Origin of the sequence: Tersicoccus phoenicis, from assembly GCF_001968835.1 — a bacterium.
GTDB lineage: Bacteria > Actinomycetota > Actinomycetes > Actinomycetales > Micrococcaceae > Tersicoccus > Tersicoccus phoenicis.
Window position 1 is genome coordinate 1 of the sequence record NZ_MRDE01000010.1, and the last position, 16,499, is coordinate 16,499.

Annotated in this window: 15 protein-coding genes; 9 read left to right on the top strand and 6 right to left on the bottom strand. The window is 72.3% G+C overall.

The annotated features are described in order from the left end of the window. Positions 1–124: 124 nt before the first annotated feature. The 7 genes from BKD30_RS16320 to BKD30_RS02210 all read left to right on the top strand — a co-directional run bounded on the left by BKD30_RS16320 (position 125) and on the right by BKD30_RS02210 (position 7,939). The gene (locus tag BKD30_RS16320; RefSeq protein WP_408033347.1) at positions 125–667 is read left to right on the top strand and encodes an HNH endonuclease; all 543 of its coding nucleotides are present in this window, start codon (positions 125–127) and stop codon (positions 665–667) included. Between the two features lie 88 nt (positions 668–755). After that, entirely contained in the window at positions 756–983 is a 228-nt protein-coding gene (locus BKD30_RS02185) for a hypothetical protein (protein ID WP_076701386.1), read from the top strand. 29 nt (positions 984–1,012) lie between these two features. Then, positions 1,013–1,351, top strand: a complete 339-nt coding sequence (gene tatA / locus BKD30_RS02190) for a Sec-independent protein translocase subunit TatA (protein ID WP_076701388.1) — start codon at positions 1,013–1,015, stop codon at positions 1,349–1,351. Between the two features lie 6 nt (positions 1,352–1,357). Continuing rightward, positions 1,358–2,209 (top strand): twin-arginine translocase subunit TatC, encoded by an 852-nt coding sequence (gene tatC, locus BKD30_RS02195; RefSeq protein ID WP_328586886.1) that lies wholly within the window; start codon positions 1,358–1,360, stop codon positions 2,207–2,209. A 74-nt stretch (positions 2,210–2,283) separates the two neighbouring features. Beyond that, positions 2,284–5,409, top strand: a complete 3,126-nt coding sequence (locus BKD30_RS02200; protein ID WP_076701393.1) for a DEAD/DEAH box helicase — start codon at positions 2,284–2,286, stop codon at positions 5,407–5,409. Then, positions 5,406–6,659: a hypothetical protein gene (locus tag BKD30_RS02205; RefSeq protein WP_076701396.1), complete on the top strand. Its 1,254-nt coding sequence runs from the start codon at positions 5,406–5,408 to the stop codon at positions 6,657–6,659. Before BKD30_RS02200 ends, BKD30_RS02205 begins: the two co-directional genes overlap by 4 nt. A 536-nt stretch (positions 6,660–7,195) precedes the next feature. Beyond that, complete coding sequence (locus BKD30_RS02210) at positions 7,196–7,939, top strand: polyprenol monophosphomannose synthase (RefSeq protein ID WP_076701451.1); 744 nt, start codon at positions 7,196–7,198, stop codon at positions 7,937–7,939. Positions 7,940–7,972: 33 nt separating this feature from the next. Here the strand turns inward: BKD30_RS02210 and BKD30_RS02215 are convergent, their stop codons facing one another. From BKD30_RS02215 to BKD30_RS15495, 5 genes are all read right to left on the bottom strand, one after another. Beyond that, positions 7,973–8,320 carry an RNA polymerase-binding protein RbpA gene (locus BKD30_RS02215; protein ID WP_076701398.1) on the bottom strand — a complete coding sequence of 116 codons (348 nt, stop codon included), beginning with the start codon at positions 8,318–8,320 and terminating at the stop codon, positions 7,973–7,975. Positions 8,321–8,478: 158 nt separating this feature from the next. After that, on the bottom strand, positions 8,479–9,501 hold the full coding sequence (locus BKD30_RS02220; protein ID WP_083955936.1) for an SPFH domain-containing protein: 1,023 nt from the start codon (positions 9,499–9,501) through the stop codon (positions 8,479–8,481). After that, entirely contained in the window at positions 9,498–9,965 is a 468-nt protein-coding gene (locus BKD30_RS02225; protein ID WP_076701401.1) for an NfeD family protein, read from the bottom strand. The genes BKD30_RS02220 and BKD30_RS02225 overlap by 4 nt, the downstream gene beginning before the upstream one ends. Before the next feature lie 135 nt (positions 9,966–10,100). Next, a complete protein-coding gene (yczR, locus tag BKD30_RS02230; protein WP_076701403.1) occupies positions 10,101–11,558 on the bottom strand; it encodes a MocR-like transcription factor YczR in 1,458 nt (485 codons plus the stop codon). Between the two features lie 84 nt (positions 11,559–11,642). Beyond that, entirely contained in the window at positions 11,643–12,470 is an 828-nt protein-coding gene (locus BKD30_RS15495; protein ID WP_076701406.1) for an alpha/beta fold hydrolase, read from the bottom strand. 45 nt (positions 12,471–12,515) lie between these two features. Between BKD30_RS15495 and yczE the strand changes: the two genes are divergently transcribed. Continuing rightward, positions 12,516–13,103, top strand: coding sequence for a membrane protein YczE (gene yczE / locus BKD30_RS15740; RefSeq protein ID WP_076701408.1), 588 nt, complete (start codon positions 12,516–12,518; stop codon positions 13,101–13,103). A gap of 9 nt (positions 13,104–13,112) precedes the next feature. Here yczE and BKD30_RS02245 read toward each other — a convergent pair whose 3' ends face one another. Then, positions 13,113–14,192 carry a class I SAM-dependent methyltransferase gene (locus BKD30_RS02245; RefSeq protein ID WP_235861338.1) on the bottom strand — a complete coding sequence of 360 codons (1,080 nt, stop codon included), beginning with the start codon at positions 14,190–14,192 and terminating at the stop codon, positions 13,113–13,115. Between the two features lie 136 nt (positions 14,193–14,328). Between BKD30_RS02245 and BKD30_RS02250 the strand changes: the two genes are divergently transcribed. After that, positions 14,329–16,419, top strand: coding sequence for a S9 family peptidase (locus tag BKD30_RS02250; protein ID WP_076701410.1), 2,091 nt, complete (start codon positions 14,329–14,331; stop codon positions 16,417–16,419). The last annotated feature ends 80 nt before the right edge of the window (positions 16,420–16,499 follow it).

The window sequence follows — 16,499 nt, forward strand, 5'->3', positions numbered from 1 at the left end:
CATCGGCGATCGTGCGCGAGGACTCGATGACCGCACGAACGGCCTCGACCTTGAACTCCTCACTGAACTTCCTCGGAGCCATCAATTCCCTTCCCATCTCCCAAGAAATCCTACCTTGGGGTTCGTGGTCCGGAATCAATCCCTCACCTCAGACGCGCCGATCCGGCACGTGGACCACGTGCACGCCCACGCCGCCGGTGGGGTCACCAGCGAGGTGAACGGGCAGGGCCTGTGCGAACGGTGCAACCACGCCAAGGAAGCCCCCGGCTGGAGTGCCGTCCCGGTCGACGGGCCACGCCACACGGTGGTGACCACCACCCCCACCGGACACACCTACACCTCCACCGCACCCCCGGCACCCGGCACCGGCAACGTCAACACGGCCAGGCCGACCACCGCGACCGGCACGACAGGTTCGGCCAGGACGTTGGAGCGGGCTGGGACGTCCGGGCTGACCCGGACGACCGCGACCCCGGTATCGGCCGGGACCAGAGAGAGGGCCGGGCCGACCGCCGGGATAGTTGAACGGGGCGGGATGGCCGGCCTGCCCGGGACGGTGAGCGTCGCTGATCCCGCCGATGCCGCTGATCCCGCCGATGCCGCTGATCCCGCCGATGCCGCTGATCCCGCCGGCAGCGAACCGGTCGCCGCCCTGTCGGCCGGTTGAACCGATGCACTCCGTCCCGAGCTCGTCAACGGCATCGAGGGGCCGAGCGAGCAACTCAGATCGGGCCGGTTCCCCTACACTGGCGAGCGTGCCGTGGTGGTTCTGGGTCCTGCTCTGGGGAAGCCTGCTGCTGGCCTCCGTCGTGGGTCTGGTCCTGGTCTGCTGGCGGGTGTTCCGCTCGGGTCTGGCGTTGTTGCGCGAGGTCGGACGTGCGGCCGCGACGGTGTCCATCGCACCCGGGTCCGCCCCGGACGGGTCCGCGGCGGCTCCGAACGAGGCGGACGATGGCGCCGTCGTGAGCCGTGAACTGGCATAGCATGGTGACCGAGGAAAGGATCCCCACCCGTGCGCATCTTCGAAAACCCGTGGCTCATCATCATCCTGGTCGTGGCCGCCCTGCTGCTGTTCGGCGCCCCCAAGCTGCCCGGCATGGCCCGGAGTTTGGGCCAGTCGATGCGGATCTTCAAGTCCGAGGTCAAGCAGATGAAGGACGACGACGCGACGCAGGCGTCGGCCAACCGACCCTCGGCCACCCGCCCCTCGGCCGAGGCCGGCCAGCAGCTCACCCCACCGCCGTCGGGCGCCACCAGTTCCGGCGGTGTTCCGCCGGTGAGCCCGCAGCGCGACCCGATCCGTGACCCGCAGGGACCGGCCAGCGGCACCGGCGGCTCCGGCACCTACTGACCCACGGTGGCCCCGACCGTGACCCCTCGGTCCCGCCGTCGGTCCAACCCCGAGGGCCGGATGGCCCTGCGCGATCACCTGCGAGAGGCGCGCAACCGGCTGATCATCTGCCTCGTCGCGGTGCTGCTGGGAGCGGTCGCCGGGTGGTTCCTCTACCAGCCCGCCTTCGAGCTGTTGCAACAACCGATCCACGACATCGCCCAGCGTGACGGGCGTACCGCCCTGATCAACTTCGAGGGTGTGGCCTCGTCCCTGGACATGCAGTTCCAGGGCGCCATCTTCATCGGCATCCTGATCACCTGTCCGGTTTGGCTCTACGAGATCTGGGCGTTCGTCACCCCGGGCCTGACCCGCGCCGAACGACGGTACGCGGTGGGCTTCCTGTCCGCGGCCGTGCCCCTGTTCGTCCTCGGGGCCCTGATGGCGTGGACGGCGCTGCCCGGGGTGGTGACCGTGTTGACGCAGTTCACCCCACCCGGCTCGACCAGCAACATCATCCGGGCCCAGGACTATCTCGTCTTCGTGATGCGGATGATCCTCGTCTTCGGGGTCGCTTTCGTGCTGCCGGTGCTGCTCGTCGGCCTGAACATGTTGCGCATCCTGCGCGGTCGGCAGATCCTCAAGGCCTGGCGCATCACCGTGTTCGGGATCTTCGTGCTCGCCGCGATGGCGGCGCCCGGCGCGGACGCCCTGTCCATGTTCTACCTGGCGCTGCCCCTGGTCCTGCTCTACTTCCTCGCCATCGTCCTGTGCCTGATCCTGGACCGGAGGCGGGACCGCAGGGACGCGCGGCGGTCGGACACCATCGACCTGGACGCGGACACCGGCACACCCCGCGAGCGGCTCGGCGAACTCTGAGCGGCCCGGCCGGCGGTACGACGGCGCGCTGCGCCCGTGCTGGCACGGTGCCGTGACGCTTGTAGGCTGAAAGCATGTCCTCGCCGTCCGAACGGTACGCGGCTGCCCGGGAACGGAATCAGTACGCCAAGACCAGGCTCGCCGCTTTCGAGCGGACCCAGTCCTTTTCCCTGGACGAGTTCCAGCGGCAGGCGTGCCGATGTCTCGAGGCCGGTCACGGGGTGCTCGTGGCGGCCCCGACGGGTGCCGGCAAGACCGTGGTCGGGGAGTTCGCCATCCATCTGGCCCTGGCCGACGGGCTGAAGGCGTTCTACACCACCCCGATCAAGGCGCTGAGCAATCAGAAGTACCAGGAGTTGACCGCCGTGCACGGGTCCGACCGGGTCGGCCTGCTCACCGGGGACACCAGCATCAACCCGGAAGCCGATGTGGTGGTGATGACCACCGAGGTGCTGCGGAACATGCTCTACGCCTCGTCCTCGACGCTCACGGGCCTGGGCTACGTGGTGATGGACGAGGTGCACTATCTCGCGGACCGGTTCCGTGGGGCGGTGTGGGAGGAAGTCATCATCCACCTGCCGGACAGCGTCCGGCTCGTCTCGTTGAGCGCGACCGTCTCCAACGCCGAGGAGTTCGGTGCCTGGCTGGACACCGTCCGGGGCGAGACCGACGTCATCGTCTCCGAGCATCGGCCGGTCCCGCTGTGGCAGCACGTGATGGTGGGCGAGCGGATCGTCGACCTGTTCGCCACGCCGACCAGCTTCGACGCCGCCGCTGTTCCCGCGTCAGCGGGCGATCCGGCGGCAGCTTCAGCGGTCGCTGCACCGGCTGATCGGCGGGGTCCCGGGGGGCGGAGCGACGAGCCGGCGGCGCGGTCGGACGACGACGACCGGCCTCGGTCCGGCGGTCGGCCGAGCCGGGCCAAGGACCGGCGCCGCAGCGAGCAACTGCGCCACCAGGAACAGCGCGCCCGCGCCGCTGCGATCCGGGCGGAGCAGCAGCAGAGCGGCATCACGGTCAACCCCGAACTGAACCGGCTGGCCCGGGCGGAGAGCCGGGTGCCACGGCAGGCGCACCGGGGCCGCGGTCGGCGGCCCGACCGCCCACCGGTGCGGGAGTCCGTCCGCCGGGTCTCCCGACCGGCGATGATCCGGCAGCTGGACCGGGAGGCGCTGCTGCCGGCGATCGTGTTCATCTTCTCCCGCGCCGGCTGCGACGCCGCCGTCCGTCAGTGCGTGGACACCGACCTGTGGCTGACCACCCGAGCGGAGCAGCGAGTGATCCGTGCCGAGCTGGACGAGGCGGTCAGCGAGCTCTCCCCGGAGGACCTGGAGGTGCTCGGCTTCTGGACCTGGCGCGACGGGCTGCTGCGCGGGATCGCCGTCCACCACGCCGGGATGCTCCCGCCGTTCAAGGAGGTGGTCGAGCGCCTGTTCGGCGCCGGCGTCGTCAAGGTCGTGTTCGCGACCGAGACGCTGGCCCTCGGCATCAACATGCCGGCCCGGTCGGTGGTGCTGGAGAAGCTGGACAAGTTCAACGGTGAAGCGCACGTGCCCGTCACCGCGGGGGAGTACACCCAACTGACCGGCCGGGCGGGTCGCCGCGGCATCGACGTCGAGGGGCACGCGGTGGTGCTGTGGCAACCGGGAACGGACCCGTCCGCCGTCGCCGGCCTGGCCTCCCGCCGTACCTACCCCCTGAACTCGAGCTTCCGGCCCACCTACAACATGAGCATCAATCTGATCGCCCAGTTCGGTCGGGATGCGGCCCGCGAGATCCTCGAGTCCTCGTTCGCGCAGTTCCAGGCGGACCGTTCGGTGGTTGGCCTCGCCCGGCAGATCCGCAGCCGGGAGGAGTCCCTCGCCGGTTACGCGACGTCGATGCGGTGTCATCTCGGTGATTTCGCCGAGTACGCGCGACTGCGTCGCGAGCTCACCGACGCGGAGCAGCGGGCGGCTTCGAACCGCAGCCGCCGCGCCCGGGACGCGGCGATGTCCTCCCTGGACCGGTTGCGACCCGGCGACGTGATCCAGGTCCCCACCGGCCGCAGCGCAGGGTTCGTGCTCGTGATCCGCACGGACACCAACGGGTACGAGCCGCGCACCACGGTCCTCACGCTCGGACATCAGGTCCGCCGGATCACGGCCCAGGACCTGCAGGGCGAGGTGCGCGCGGCCGGTTCGGTGCGTATCCCGAAGCACTTCGACGCGAAGAACCCGCGCGAGCGTCGGGACCTGGCGTCCTCACTGCGCAACGCCCTGCACGAGGGGCGGCTCGAGAGCGGTCGCCGCCCTCAGGGGGCCGCCGACGGAGCTCCGGATGGTTCCGGTGGTGGTGCGCGCGACCGGCACGAAGCACGGATCACCGAACTGCGACGACAGGTGCGCACCCACCCGTGCCACGGGTGCAGCGACCGCGAGCAGCACGCCCGCTGGGCCGAACGATGGCACCGTCTCAACCGGGAGACGGAGGGCCTGAAGCGGCAGATCCAGGGTCGGACCAACACCATCGCCCGCACCTTCGACACCGTGTGCGACGTGTTGCGCGGATACGGGTACCTCACCACCGTCCCCCTCGAGGACGTGATGTCCGACGAGGACCCGGAGGCCAGCCGGTACGTCGGCGACCTGCTGCGCGACGGCACCGACCCGGCTCCCGACGGCAGCCGCACCCCCGGGCCGCTGCGGATCACCGCCGACGGGAGCCGCCTCCGCCGCATCTACGGGGAGAAGGACCTGCTCATCGCCCTCTGCCTGGGCGACGGCGTTCTCGACGGCCTGGACCCGGAAGAGCTGGCCGGTCTCGCCAGCGTCCTGGTGTACCAGGCCAAACGGGAGGAACGAGGAGTGCGCCCCACCATGCCGACGCCCGCCCTGGAGGGGGCGGTCCGCGCCGTCGTCCGCCGCTGGTCGGAACTGACCGACGCCGAGGAAGCCGCAGGCCTGCCCGAGACCGGCGAACCGGAACTCGGCCTGGTCCGGCCGATGATCGCCTGGGCACGTGGCCGCAGTCTGCAGGAGGCGCTGCGCGGCACCGACCTGGCGGCGGGCGACTTCGTGCGGTGGTCCAAACAGGTGATCGACCTGCTGGACCAGCTGGCCGGCGTGCCGGAGATCACCCCTCGACTGCGCAATCGACTGCGCTCCGCCATCGACCTTGTCCGCCGCGGCGTCGTCGCCTACTCGGCGGTGGCCGCGTGACCCGCACGCTGTACCGCAACGGCGCCGTCTACTCGACCCACGACCCGTTCGCCACCGCCCTGCTGATCGACGGGCAGACGGTCGCCTGGCTCGGTTCCGAGGAGGCCGCCGACGGGATGGCCGGGGGCGACGTCACCGTCATCGACCTGGCGGGTGCCCTGATCACGCCCGGCCTCTACGACTCCGCCCTGACCGTGTCGCCGGATCGGACCGACACGGGGCAATCGTGGGCCGCCGTGGTCGCCGCCGGCTACGTCGCCGTCACCGTTCACGGCAGTGCTGCCCACGGCAGTGCTGCCCACGCCGGCGCCGCCGAAGCCGCCGAACCCGCCGCGGAGCACGCGACCGGTCGCGGTGCGCAACCGGACGTGAGCGGAGTCCGGGCGGCCGGGCAGCTGCGGGCGCTCGCCGCCGCAGCGGAGAACCCCGCCGCCGGGCTGCCCGAGGCGAGGCTGTGGGCCCGGCGGACCGTGCAGGATGCCGAAGGCGTGGGCTACCTGCGGGACGCGCTGGGGCCGCACCTGGCAGGGGTCGAACCGGACGAGGCCGACCGCACCGACGCCACCGCACTCACCGCGCACCTGGCCGCCGCGGCGGGGGCGGGCCTGTCCGCCGGGTGGCCGGTCCACTCGGCTGCCGAACTGGACACGCTGCGGCACGTCCTGCCGGCCGCCGCAGCTGCCGGTGCACCCCTGCGCACCGCCGGCGTGCACCTGGCCATGTCCGCCGACCTCGACGCGGAGGACCGGCTGCTGCTGGCCCGCCACGGCGTGACCGTGCTGGTCACCCCGTCATCCGGTTCCCCTCTGCGCACGCCGCTGGCCGCTCTCGCGGCCGACGGCGTCCCGCTCGTCCTCGGCAGCGCCGGTTGGACCAGCGGTCCCGCCGCACCGCCGTGGAGCCTCGTGCGCGCCTGTGTGCAGCACCCGGACCCGGCGCAACGGCTCTCCGCTCGCGCCGCGTTCCTCGCCCTCAGTCGGGGCGGCTGGCGAGCGGCGCGTGCTGCCCATCCGCTGCTCGGCCAACTGGTGCCCGGCGCCCCGGCGAGTTACGCCGTCTGGGAGGCCACCGAGCTGATGGTCCAGACCCCGGACAGCACGGTCGCCGCCTGGAGCACCGACCCGCGGGCACGCACGCCGTTGCTGCCGGCGCTGGACCAGGAGACCGACCCGCGGTGCCTGCGCACGGCGCGGGACGGGCTCGTGCTCCATGACGACGGCACCCTGGATGAGGTCACCGCAACCCGGTGACGGGCGCCGTGCTCGCGCACGCTCGAACGGTCCCCGGCGGACGCCGGTCATCGTCCTGTGACACACTCGGGGCACACCCCGACGACACGCCCGACGACACGCCGTGGGTCGCCACCGGAGCCAGAAGTGGCAGCATGCAACGGGCCGTGACCTTCGGCTGCTGACCAGTGACATCGCGCATCGTCGCACGTCGACGCCGGATTGACAGGGCGTTGCCAACCCGTAACATCGATGCACAGGGCTGCCCTGAGCGGCGGCCACCGTCGGCAGGCGGACGCGCCACGCACCGTTCACCGCCTCCCGGCACCACGGCAGATCCCGGCGCCAGCAGAAAACAGGCCCTCCGAGAGCGGACGTCGACGGGGGCCCGGCCCGAAGGCGTCGGGGTCTGCCCCTCTGGTGCCGGCCGGAGCTCACCGCGGGCCGGCGCGCCCGTTGATCTCGTATATTCTGAATGGTCCCGCCCGATCCGCGGCGGGACCGACCTTTCCTCGACGAGCCCCGGCCCCGTGGCCCTGGGGCAGGTAGGACTGCCCGTGCGCGTACTGACGATCATCCCGACCTACGACGAGAAGCAGTCGCTGCCGACGACGCTCTCCCGGCTGCGTGCCGCCGTGCCGGACGCGGATGTGCTCATCGTCGACGACAACAGCCCGGACGGGACCGGCCTACTGGCGGACGGATTCGCCGCTGAGGACGGTCAGGTGCACGTACTGCACCGGAGGGACAAGGAGGGCCTCGGCGCCGCGTACCGGGCCGGGTTCGCCTGGGGTCTGGAGCGGGACTACGAGGTGTTGGTGGAGATGGACGCCGACGGCTCCCATCGGCCTGAGGACCTGCCCCGGTTGCTCGCGGCGGTCGAGGACGGAGCGGACCTGGCCGTGGGGTCCCGCTGGGTGCCCGGCGGCTCCGTGGTCAACTGGCCGCTGCAGCGCAAGGTGATCTCCCGGGGCGGCAGCTTCTACGTCCGCACCATGCTCGGCCTGCCGTACCGGGACGCCACGGCCGGCTTCAAGGCCTTCCGCGCCGCGACGCTGCGCCGGATCGACTACACGTCCGTGCAGTCCGCCGGGTACGTGTTCCAGGTAGACCTGTTGTGGCGGACCCACCTGGCCGGCCTGCGGATCGTCGAGGTGCCGATCACCTTCATCGAACGGGTGGCCGGGGACTCCAAGATGAGCGGCGCCATCGTGCTCGAGGCCATGGAGCGGGTCACCGTGTGGGGTCTGACCGCCCGTGGCCGGGTGCTGCGGAACATCGCCACGTCCATCGGGCGCTGACGGCTCGCAGGCACGGTCCGAAATGCTGTCCGCTCAGGCGGACGTCTTCTCACCGCGCCGTTCGCGCAGCAGGTTCAGCCGGTCGGTGAGGATCTGATCCAGTTCCTCGACGCTGCGCCGCTCCAGGAGCATGTCCCAGTGCGTACGGACGGGCTTCTCGTTGCCCTGCGCCGGCTTCTCGCCGTCCACGAGCAGTGCTTCCTTGCCCGTCTTGGAGATCCAGGTCGCCGGGATCTCCGCCTCGGCGGCGAAGGTCACGAAGACCCGCTCGCCGTCCTGGCACCGGTACTCGACGCGCTGCCGGGGCGCCGGCTCCACGCCGGCCTCGGTCTCCATGCTCTGCGAACCCAGACGCATGCCGCGCAGACTGCGGTCACTCATGTTCCATCCTCCGAAATCATCGCGTGCGCCCGTTCGTTCCTCCGCGGCGGGATCCCCGTCGCCGGGGCGCAGAGGGGTCGGTGCGCTCCAGCTCTGGGAACGCACCAGGGCGTCGATTTGTTCCCACGGGCCAACCGCTCAGTATACCCGGCGGACGGCTACGGCCGGCCCGGGTCAGGGCTCTGGGCGGAGTCCGCGGGCGCGGGTGGCACGGGTGCCGTCCCGTTCCCGGAGCCGTTGCCGTGTCCGGCGGCCGTCGAACCGCCGGCACGCGGGGGGCCGAACAGGGAGGCACCGTCGCCGCCCATGGCCGAGCCGATGCCCTTGAGGGCCTCCCCGACCTCGGACGGGATGATCCACAGTTTGTTGGAGCTGCCCTCGGCGAGCTTCGGCAGGGTCTGCAGGTACTGGTAGGCGAGGAGCTTCTGGTCCGCGTCGCCGCGGTGGATGGCGTCGAAGACCTTCTGGATGGCCTGCGACTCGCCGTCGGCGCGCAGGATGGCGGCCTTCGCCTCGCCCTCGGCCTGCAGGATCGCCGCCTGTCGCTGCCCCTCCGCGGTGAGGATCTGCGACTGCTTGGTGCCCTCGGCGGTGAGGATCGCCGCGCGCCGGTCCCGCTCGGCCCGCATCTGCTTCTCCATGGAGTCCTGGATGGACAGGGGCGGCTCGATCGCCTTCAGCTCGACCCGGGAGACGCGGATGCCCCAGCGTCCGGTCGCCTCGTCGAGGACCCCGCGGAGCTGGCCGTTGATCTGGTCGCGGGAGGTGAGCGCCTCCTCCAGGTTCAGGCCGCCGACGACGTTGCGCAGCGTCGTGGTGGTCAACTGCTCGACCGCCTGGATGTAGTTGGCGATCTCGTAGGTGGCCGCTCGCGGGTCGGTGACCTGGAAGTAGACCACGGTGTCGATGGAGACCACGAGGTTGTCCTCGGTGATCACCGGCTGCGGCGGGAAGGAGACGACCTGCTCGCGCAGGTCGATCATCGGCAGCAGCCGGTCGACGAAGGGGATCAGCAGGCTCAGGCCCGGCTGGAGGGTCCGCTGGTACTTCCCGAGCCGTTCGACCACGCCGGCTCGGGCCTGGGGGATGATCCGGATCGACCGCACCAGGACGGTGATCACGAACACCAGGACGACCACCAGCAGCACGGCGACGACGACGCCGCCGATCTGATCATTCATCGGGCACTACTCCTGTTCTCGGGGTGGCCGACGATGGCGGTGGCGCCGCTGATCCGGTGCACCAGCACAGCGCTGCCGACCGGGATCGCGGTACCGTCCGCACTGCGTGCGGTCCAGGTGTCGCCGCCGATCTTCACCAGTCCGGCGTGCTCGCCGACCGGTTCCAGCACGACGCCCGGTTCCCCGATCAGGGAGTCGACATTGGTGCGCTGGCCGGTTCCCCCCTGCTTGAGGTGGGACAGGGCGACGGGCCGGACGATCACGACGAGGAGCAGGGCGACGATGCAGAAGGTGAGGATCTGGACGACCAGGTTGCCGGTCACGAGAGAGACCGCCATGGCCGCGAGCGCCCCGCCCGAGAGCATGATGAAGAAGAGGTCGAGCGTGAGCATCTCGATCAGGGCCAGGATCAGGGCCAGGGCCAGCCAGACGACCCAGGTGTTCTGAGCTATCCATGTGAGCATCTGCGCGTCCTCACTCGGGAAACGACACCGACGCGCCGACGGCGTCGTCGATACCTCCATTCTGCGCGGTGACCAGCAACTTCGCCACTGCAGGGTCATCCGGGCGTGCCGCCCGGTCGCTCCGGGGCCCGGGAGTCACACCACGGTGGTGTCGGAGGCGCCGGCAGACCGGTGCCGGGAGGGGGATTCGTCCTCGACCCGCCGTGCGGCGGCGGCCAGCGCCGTGAGCACCGGCTCGATCTCGGGCAACGGCACCACGGCAGGCAGGCGGATGAAGCGTTCGAAGGCGCCGTCGAGCCCGAACCGGGGCCCCGGCACCAGGGTGATGGCCTCGGCGCGAGCCGCGAGCGTCAACGCGGAACTCGACAGCTCGCCGAGTCCGACCCACAGGGAGAGACCGCCCGGTGCGGGCGGCAGTGTCCAGCCCGGGAACCGGGTCGCGAGGCCCGCGAGCAGGGCGTCCCGCTGGGCGCGCAGTTGCTCGATCCGTGCGGTCACCATCGTCCGCTCGTCACGGAGCAGGACCGCGGCGGTCAACTGTTCCAGGATCGGGGTCCCGAGGTCGATGCTGCGCCGTTGCAGGCGGATGCTCTCCAGCAGCTCCCGGCGGCCCCGGATCCAACCGACCCGCATCCCGCCCCACGCCGTCTTGGACAGCGAGCCGATGCTGACGATCTGCTCCCCGTACGCGGCGAGGGGTGTGCGCGGTCCGCGGTCCAGGTCGAGCATCGCCGTCGTCTCGTCGGCGATGACCACGGTGCCCGCACTGCGGGCGGCGAGCGCGATCCGGGCGCGGTCCTCGTCGGTGAGCGAACTACCGGTGGGGTTCTGGAAGTCGGGCATCAGATAGGCCAGCGGCGGTCGACGCGCCCGCAGCAGCTCGACGACGGCCTCCACGTCGGTGCCGTTCACGTCGACGGGCGCGGCGAGCAGGCGCGCCTTGAGGGCACGGAACGTGTCGACGGCGTGCGGGTAGGTCGGTTGTTCGATCAGCACGCGGCCGCCGGGCAGGTGCAGGTGCTCGGCGACGAGGCGGAGCCCGTGCTGGGCACCGAGGGTGATCATCACCTGGTCCGGTGCCGTCGGGACTCCGCGGTCCTGGAAGTGGCGGGCGACGGCGGCACGCAGCTCCGGGAGGCCACCGAGGTCCAGGCCGGCGTCGGGCATGTACCCGGGCAGCGCCTCCAGGGCCTCCCGGTAGGCGGCGGCCAGGCCCGCGTACGCCGGCGGAGCGGACTGGCTGAGGTCCCACCGCAAGCTCTCCGCCGCGGTCGGGGCGGTCACGCCGTCGCGGTGGACCGGCTCCGGCGTCGTGCGCTGCAGGGAGAGGACACTGCCGGACCCGCGCACGCTGGTCAGGTAGCCCGCCGCGCGCAGGGTCGCGTACGCCCCGGTCACCGTGGTGCGGCTGACGTGCAACGTGGTGGCGAGTTCACGTTCGGCGGGCAGCCGGGTGCCCGAGGGCAACCGGCCGTCCAGGAGGAGGAGCCGGATCCGGTCCGCGAGCGCTCGATACACCGTGGGCGAGGCACCGGTGGAGCGCCACCTGCCCAGCTCGCGTTCGAGCCGCTGTGCGGAGTAGACGAGGGACATCGGCAGGCTCCTCGGGACGGGCTGGACGGGCTCTGGTTCGATCGGGCTGGGCGGGTTCAGATTGGACCGGTCGGACGATGCCAATCATACGGTGGCGTCGGGCTGACCGAATGGGTCATCGGAGAGCAGGTCGGCCAGGGCGTCCCGGACGAGGCCGCTCGTGAGTCCCGGTTCCCGCAGATGCAGCCAGTGCCCGGCGGCGCGGTCGCCCGCCTCCACGTAGCGGACCAGACGGGTGAGCCGGTCGAGGGCGCTCGCAGCGACCGGCCGGTCGCTGTGCACGTACACGGCCGGCAGCTCGAGGTCGCGCCAGAAGGCGAGGGAGTCGAGGGCGAGGACGGAGAGCCAGAACTCGCGAATCACGCGATCCCCGGCGGCTTCGACTCCCGCCATGACCTGGCGGTAGGCCGGACCGTCGACGTCGGCGCCGCCCCAGGAGCGGCGCATGGACGCGGTGAAGGCCACGCGTAACTCCCGGTCCGGCAGCCGGGCCAGCGCGGTCGCCCGGGCTTGCTTGCGCCGGCACACCTGGGGGTCGGTGGGCAGGTTCGTGTCGAGGAGCACGACGCCGCGGACGGGGCCGGTGCCGTGCTCCGTGCCGGCGGGTGGCCGGGCGAGCGCGCGGGCCACCTCGACGGCGACGATCCCTCCGGCGCTGTGCCCGACGACGGCCCGCGGCCGGGCGCCGGCGTCCCGCAGGTGGTGGGCGATCGCCGTGGCCGTGCCGGCGACGTCGAGCCGGGGCAGCGACTCCCCCCACACCCGCGAGCGGCCCGTGCCGGGCAGGTCCAGTCGCAGCACCGTGTAGCGGGTGGCCAGCGCGTCGGCCAGGCCGTCCAGCTCGTCGGCGCTCCCGGCGGTGCCTGGCAGCAGCAGCACCTGGTCGGCGTCGTCGCGGCCGTCCCTGCGCACCGGGCTGTCGATGCTCGGCGCGCCTGGCCGTGATAGGACGGCGGGGTGGCGAAGCGACGACGGGTGGCCCTCCTGCTGAGCGGGCTCGCGCTCTACGGGATGGCGATCGGCTTGATGATCCGCTCGGAACTGGGCGCGAGCCCCTGGGACGTGCTCGCGCAAGGGGTGTCCCGCCGGGTCGGCTTCAGTTTCGGGATCGCCACCGTGCTGATCAGCGCCCTCGTCCTGTTGTGCTGGATCCCGCTGCGAGTCCGTCCGGGATGGGGGACCCTGGCCAACGCCGTGCTGGTCGGGCTCGCCGCGGACGGGACCCTGCTCGTGGTCGCCCCGACCGGCCAGTGGGCGCAGCGGACGGGACTGCTGCTGACCGGGATCGTGCTGCTGGCGTTCGCGACGGCCGTCTACCTGCGGCCGGGCCTCGGCCCCGGCCCGCGGGACGGGCTGTTCACGGGCCTGGTGCGGCGAACGGGCAGTCCGGTGTGGGCCGTCCGCGGCTCGATCGAGATCTCGGTGCTGCTCGTCGGTTGGCTGCTGGGCGGCACCGTCGGGATCGGCACTCTGCTGTTCGCGGCAGCCATCGGCCCGCTCGTGCACCTGTTCCTCCGAGGGCTCCGCGTCGACGTGGGGCACTGATCCCGCCCCTCAGTCCGCCGACCAGGGGCGGAGCGTGTGCACCGTCACCCGCGCGTCCACGTCGACCGGCGGGGTGACGCCGGAGAGCCGGGCGGTCAGTTCCTCCGCGCCGAGGTGGTGCCCGGCCGGCCCCATGAAAGCGGCGTCGGCGGCCTCGTCGAGGCCCAGCCGCAGCGGCACGTCGACGTCGCGCTCCGCCACGACGGTGAAGTGGCCGCGCACGGCGTCGCGCACGCGGGCCTCCTTGTCGGGATCGACGGCGAGCATGCCGGTGAGGCGCCGCAGCCGGTCCAGGTGACCGGGCTGCGGCGTGACCAGCACCAGCACCCCGCCGTCCGTGAGCACGCGGGCGAACTCCGGGAGGTTGCGTGGGGCGAACACCGCGAGCACGACGTCGACCGCGGCGTCGCGCAGGGGCAGCCGACGCCACGTGTCCCAGACCAGCGGGAGCGCGGCGGGCACCGCGCGGGTCAGCCGGCGCAGGGCCACGGGGGAGAGGTCCGTGGCCACGGCGGCGGGGCCACGATGCCGGGCGGCTCCGGGCCCGGTTCCCGGTTCTGTCGACCCCACACCGTCGGTTTCTGCGCCCGGCATCGACCCGCCGGAGGCGGCGAGCGCGGTCAGGACGGCGTCCAGGTAGTAGCCGGTGCCGGCCCCGGCGTCGAGCACCGCGGCCGGGCCCGGCCGCGCGTCGAGCGCGTCGAACGCGTCGAGGACGGCGGTCGCCACGGCGGCCGCGATGGGTTCGTAGTGTCCGGCCCCGAGGAACCGGTCTCGTGCCGCCACCATGTCCGGGGTGTCCGGGGTGAACCGGGTACCCGCGCCGGTGAGCAGGTTGACGACTCCCTGCCGGTTGGCGTCCCAGTGGTGACCGGCCGGGCAGCTGAGCCCGCCGACCCGGGACCGACGGCTCGTCGCCGTCAGGCCCGCCTCCCCGCACACCGGGCACGCCAGCAGGCCGACCGCGCTCGCCAGCGGGTCGGGCAGAGCACCGGTGGGCTGGCCGTGCCGGCCGGTCCCGGTGCGGTCATCGAGGCGTGCCGGGGGAGCAGGGGGCGCCGGGGATGCCGGGGGGTCGTCGGCGTTCACCCGTTCATCCTAGGAACCGTCCCCGCGCGGTTCGGTGGCCTGCTGCCTCCCGCGACACGCCGGAAGCGCGCCCCGGACGACGCGGCTGCCGTGAGCCCGGTCACGTTTGCCGCCGACGGCTCAGTAGGCTGGTGCGATGCGTCCCGAACAGATCGAGTTGCTGGTCACCCCCGGCACTCCCACCATCCATCCCGACGGCTCCCGCGTCATCGTGTCGACCTCCCGGCCCGACCTGGCGGCCGACGCGTACGTCGGTCAGCTCCTCACCCTTCCGCTGGGCGACGGCGGCCAGGACGACACCTCGGTCACCCCCGTGCAGCCCCCGCGCCGGCTCACCCAGGGTCGGCACGACTCCACCCCGCGCTACAGTCCCAACGGCCGACTGATCGGGTTCCTCCGGTCCGAGGGTGGACCGGCCCAGTTCGCCATCATGGCCGCGGACGGAGGTGAGCCGCGCGTGGTGACGGACCGACTGCTCGGGGTCAGCGACTTCGCCTTCTCACCGGACTCCCGGAGCGTCGTGCTGGTCTCGCGGGAGCCCGACGCCGGCCGCTACGGCTCGCTCGACGGCGTCAGCGCCGGTGCGGAGGACCCCCGCCTGATCACCGGGCACCGCTATCAGGCCAACGGTGTCGGTTACACCCGGGATCGGCCCGCCCAGCTGTTCCTGCTGGAGCTGCCCGACCTCGACGCGGAGCCCCCGGTCGCGCCGGTCGGCCGCGCCAGGGCGGCCGGCGCCGGCGATGCCGCCGCCGACGCCGACGCGCTCGTCCCGCGCCTGCGGCAACTGACCGACGGCATCGCCGACTACCGCTCCCCGGCGTTCGCCCCGGACGGGCACACCATCTACTTCGTCGCCGCCCTGCACTCGACGCAGGACACGGATCTGCGCGCCGGCGTGTACGCCACCGACACCAGCGCCGCCATGCCCCGACTCGTCAGCGGTGCTGCGCCGGACCTGGCCGCCGCCTCCGTCACGCCGACCCCGGACGGCCGATTCCTCTACGTCCTGGCCGGTGACACGGGCCCGGACGGCCGCGATTTCGTCGCCCGCAACCAGGCCGTCTACCTGCTCGAGACGGGCGACGGGCCGGATGCCGTTCGCCGCCTGACCGACCCCGAGACCATGGACCCGTCCGGCGGCGACGGCCGCCTCGTCCTCACCGAGGACGGGGCCGTGCTCGTGGTCGTCAACGCCCGCGGCCGTGGTGAGCTGGTCCGGGTCGACCCCGGTGACGGCGACATGGCCGACGTGCGTACCCTGCACAGCGCCGACGACGTCGTCACCGGCGTCGCCGCCGCCGCGGGCCGGATCGTCATCGCGCACAGCACCCCCGCCTCCGCCGGGGACCTCGCGCTGCTGGTCGGTGACCCGCGGAGAGATGACGCAGGAGGCTGCCGTGTGCGGCCGTTGACCGATCTGAGCGCCGGCCTGCGCGCCGAGGCCGACCTGATCACGCCGGTCGAGCGCACCGTCACGGCCGCCGACGGGTATCCCGTGCACGGCTGGGTGCTGACCCCGTCCGGCCCCGGCCCCCACCCGGTGCTGCTGAACATCCACGGTGGCCCGTACGCCCAGTACGGCTGGAACCTCTTCGACGAGGCGCAGGTCTACGCGTCCGCCGGCTACGCCGTCGTGATGTGCAACCCGCGCGGCTCCGCCGGTTACGGGCAGGAGCACGGCCGCGCCATCCGGCAGGCGATGGGCACCGTCGACGCGACCGACGTGCTCACCTTCCTCAACGGCGCCATCGCGGCCGACCCGGCACTGGACGGCACCCGGCTCGGGGTGATGGGCGGCTCCTACGGGGGTTTCCTCACCGCGTGGCTGATCGCCCACGACCACCGGTTCGCCGCCGCCATCGTCGAACGCGGCTTCCTCGACCCGGACGGTTTCGCCGGAACCTCGGACATCGGCTCGTTCTTCGGCCACGAGTACGTCGGTCGGGACCCCGGGATCGTACGCGCCCAGAGCCCGCTCGCCGTCGCCGATCGGGTCCGCACCCCCACCCTGGTGATCCACTCGGAGCAGGACCTGCGCTGCCCCCTGCCGCAGGCCCAGAACTACTTCGAGCGCCTGCTCGACGCCGGTGTGGAGAGCGAGCTGCTCGTCTTCCCCGGAGAGGACCACGAGCTGTCCCGTGCCGGGACACCACATCACCGCAAGCAGCGCTTCGAGGCGATCCTGCGGTGGTGGCAGCGCTGGCTGCCGGTCCGGGCCGGCTGAGCGCTCGGGTCCAGCCCCTTCCCGACGTGGGTTCGTCTGTGTTTGTTTTGTTTTGCTTGACATTCACAGATGAACCCACG

What these genes read in the sequence shown, in the direction of transcription:
- BKD30_RS02215 (WP_076701398.1), bottom strand. Translation starts at nt 8,320, where the DNA reads ATGAGTGACCGCAGTCTGCGCGGCATGCGTCTGGGTTCGCAGAGCATG.
- BKD30_RS02250 (WP_076701410.1), top strand. Translation starts at nt 14,329, where the DNA reads ATGCGTCCCGAACAGATCGAGTTGCTGGTCACCCCCGGCACTCCCACC.
- BKD30_RS02220 (WP_083955936.1), bottom strand. Translation starts at nt 9,501, where the DNA reads ATGAATGATCAGATCGGCGGCGTCGTCGTCGCCGTGCTGCTGGTGGTC.
- BKD30_RS02200 (WP_076701393.1), top strand. Translation starts at nt 2,284, where the DNA reads ATGTCCTCGCCGTCCGAACGGTACGCGGCTGCCCGGGAACGGAATCAG.
- BKD30_RS02225 (WP_076701401.1), bottom strand. Translation starts at nt 9,965, where the DNA reads ATGCTCACATGGATAGCTCAGAACACCTGGGTCGTCTGGCTGGCCCTG.
- yczR (WP_076701403.1), bottom strand. Translation starts at nt 11,558, where the DNA reads ATGTCCCTCGTCTACTCCGCACAGCGGCTCGAACGCGAGCTGGGCAGG.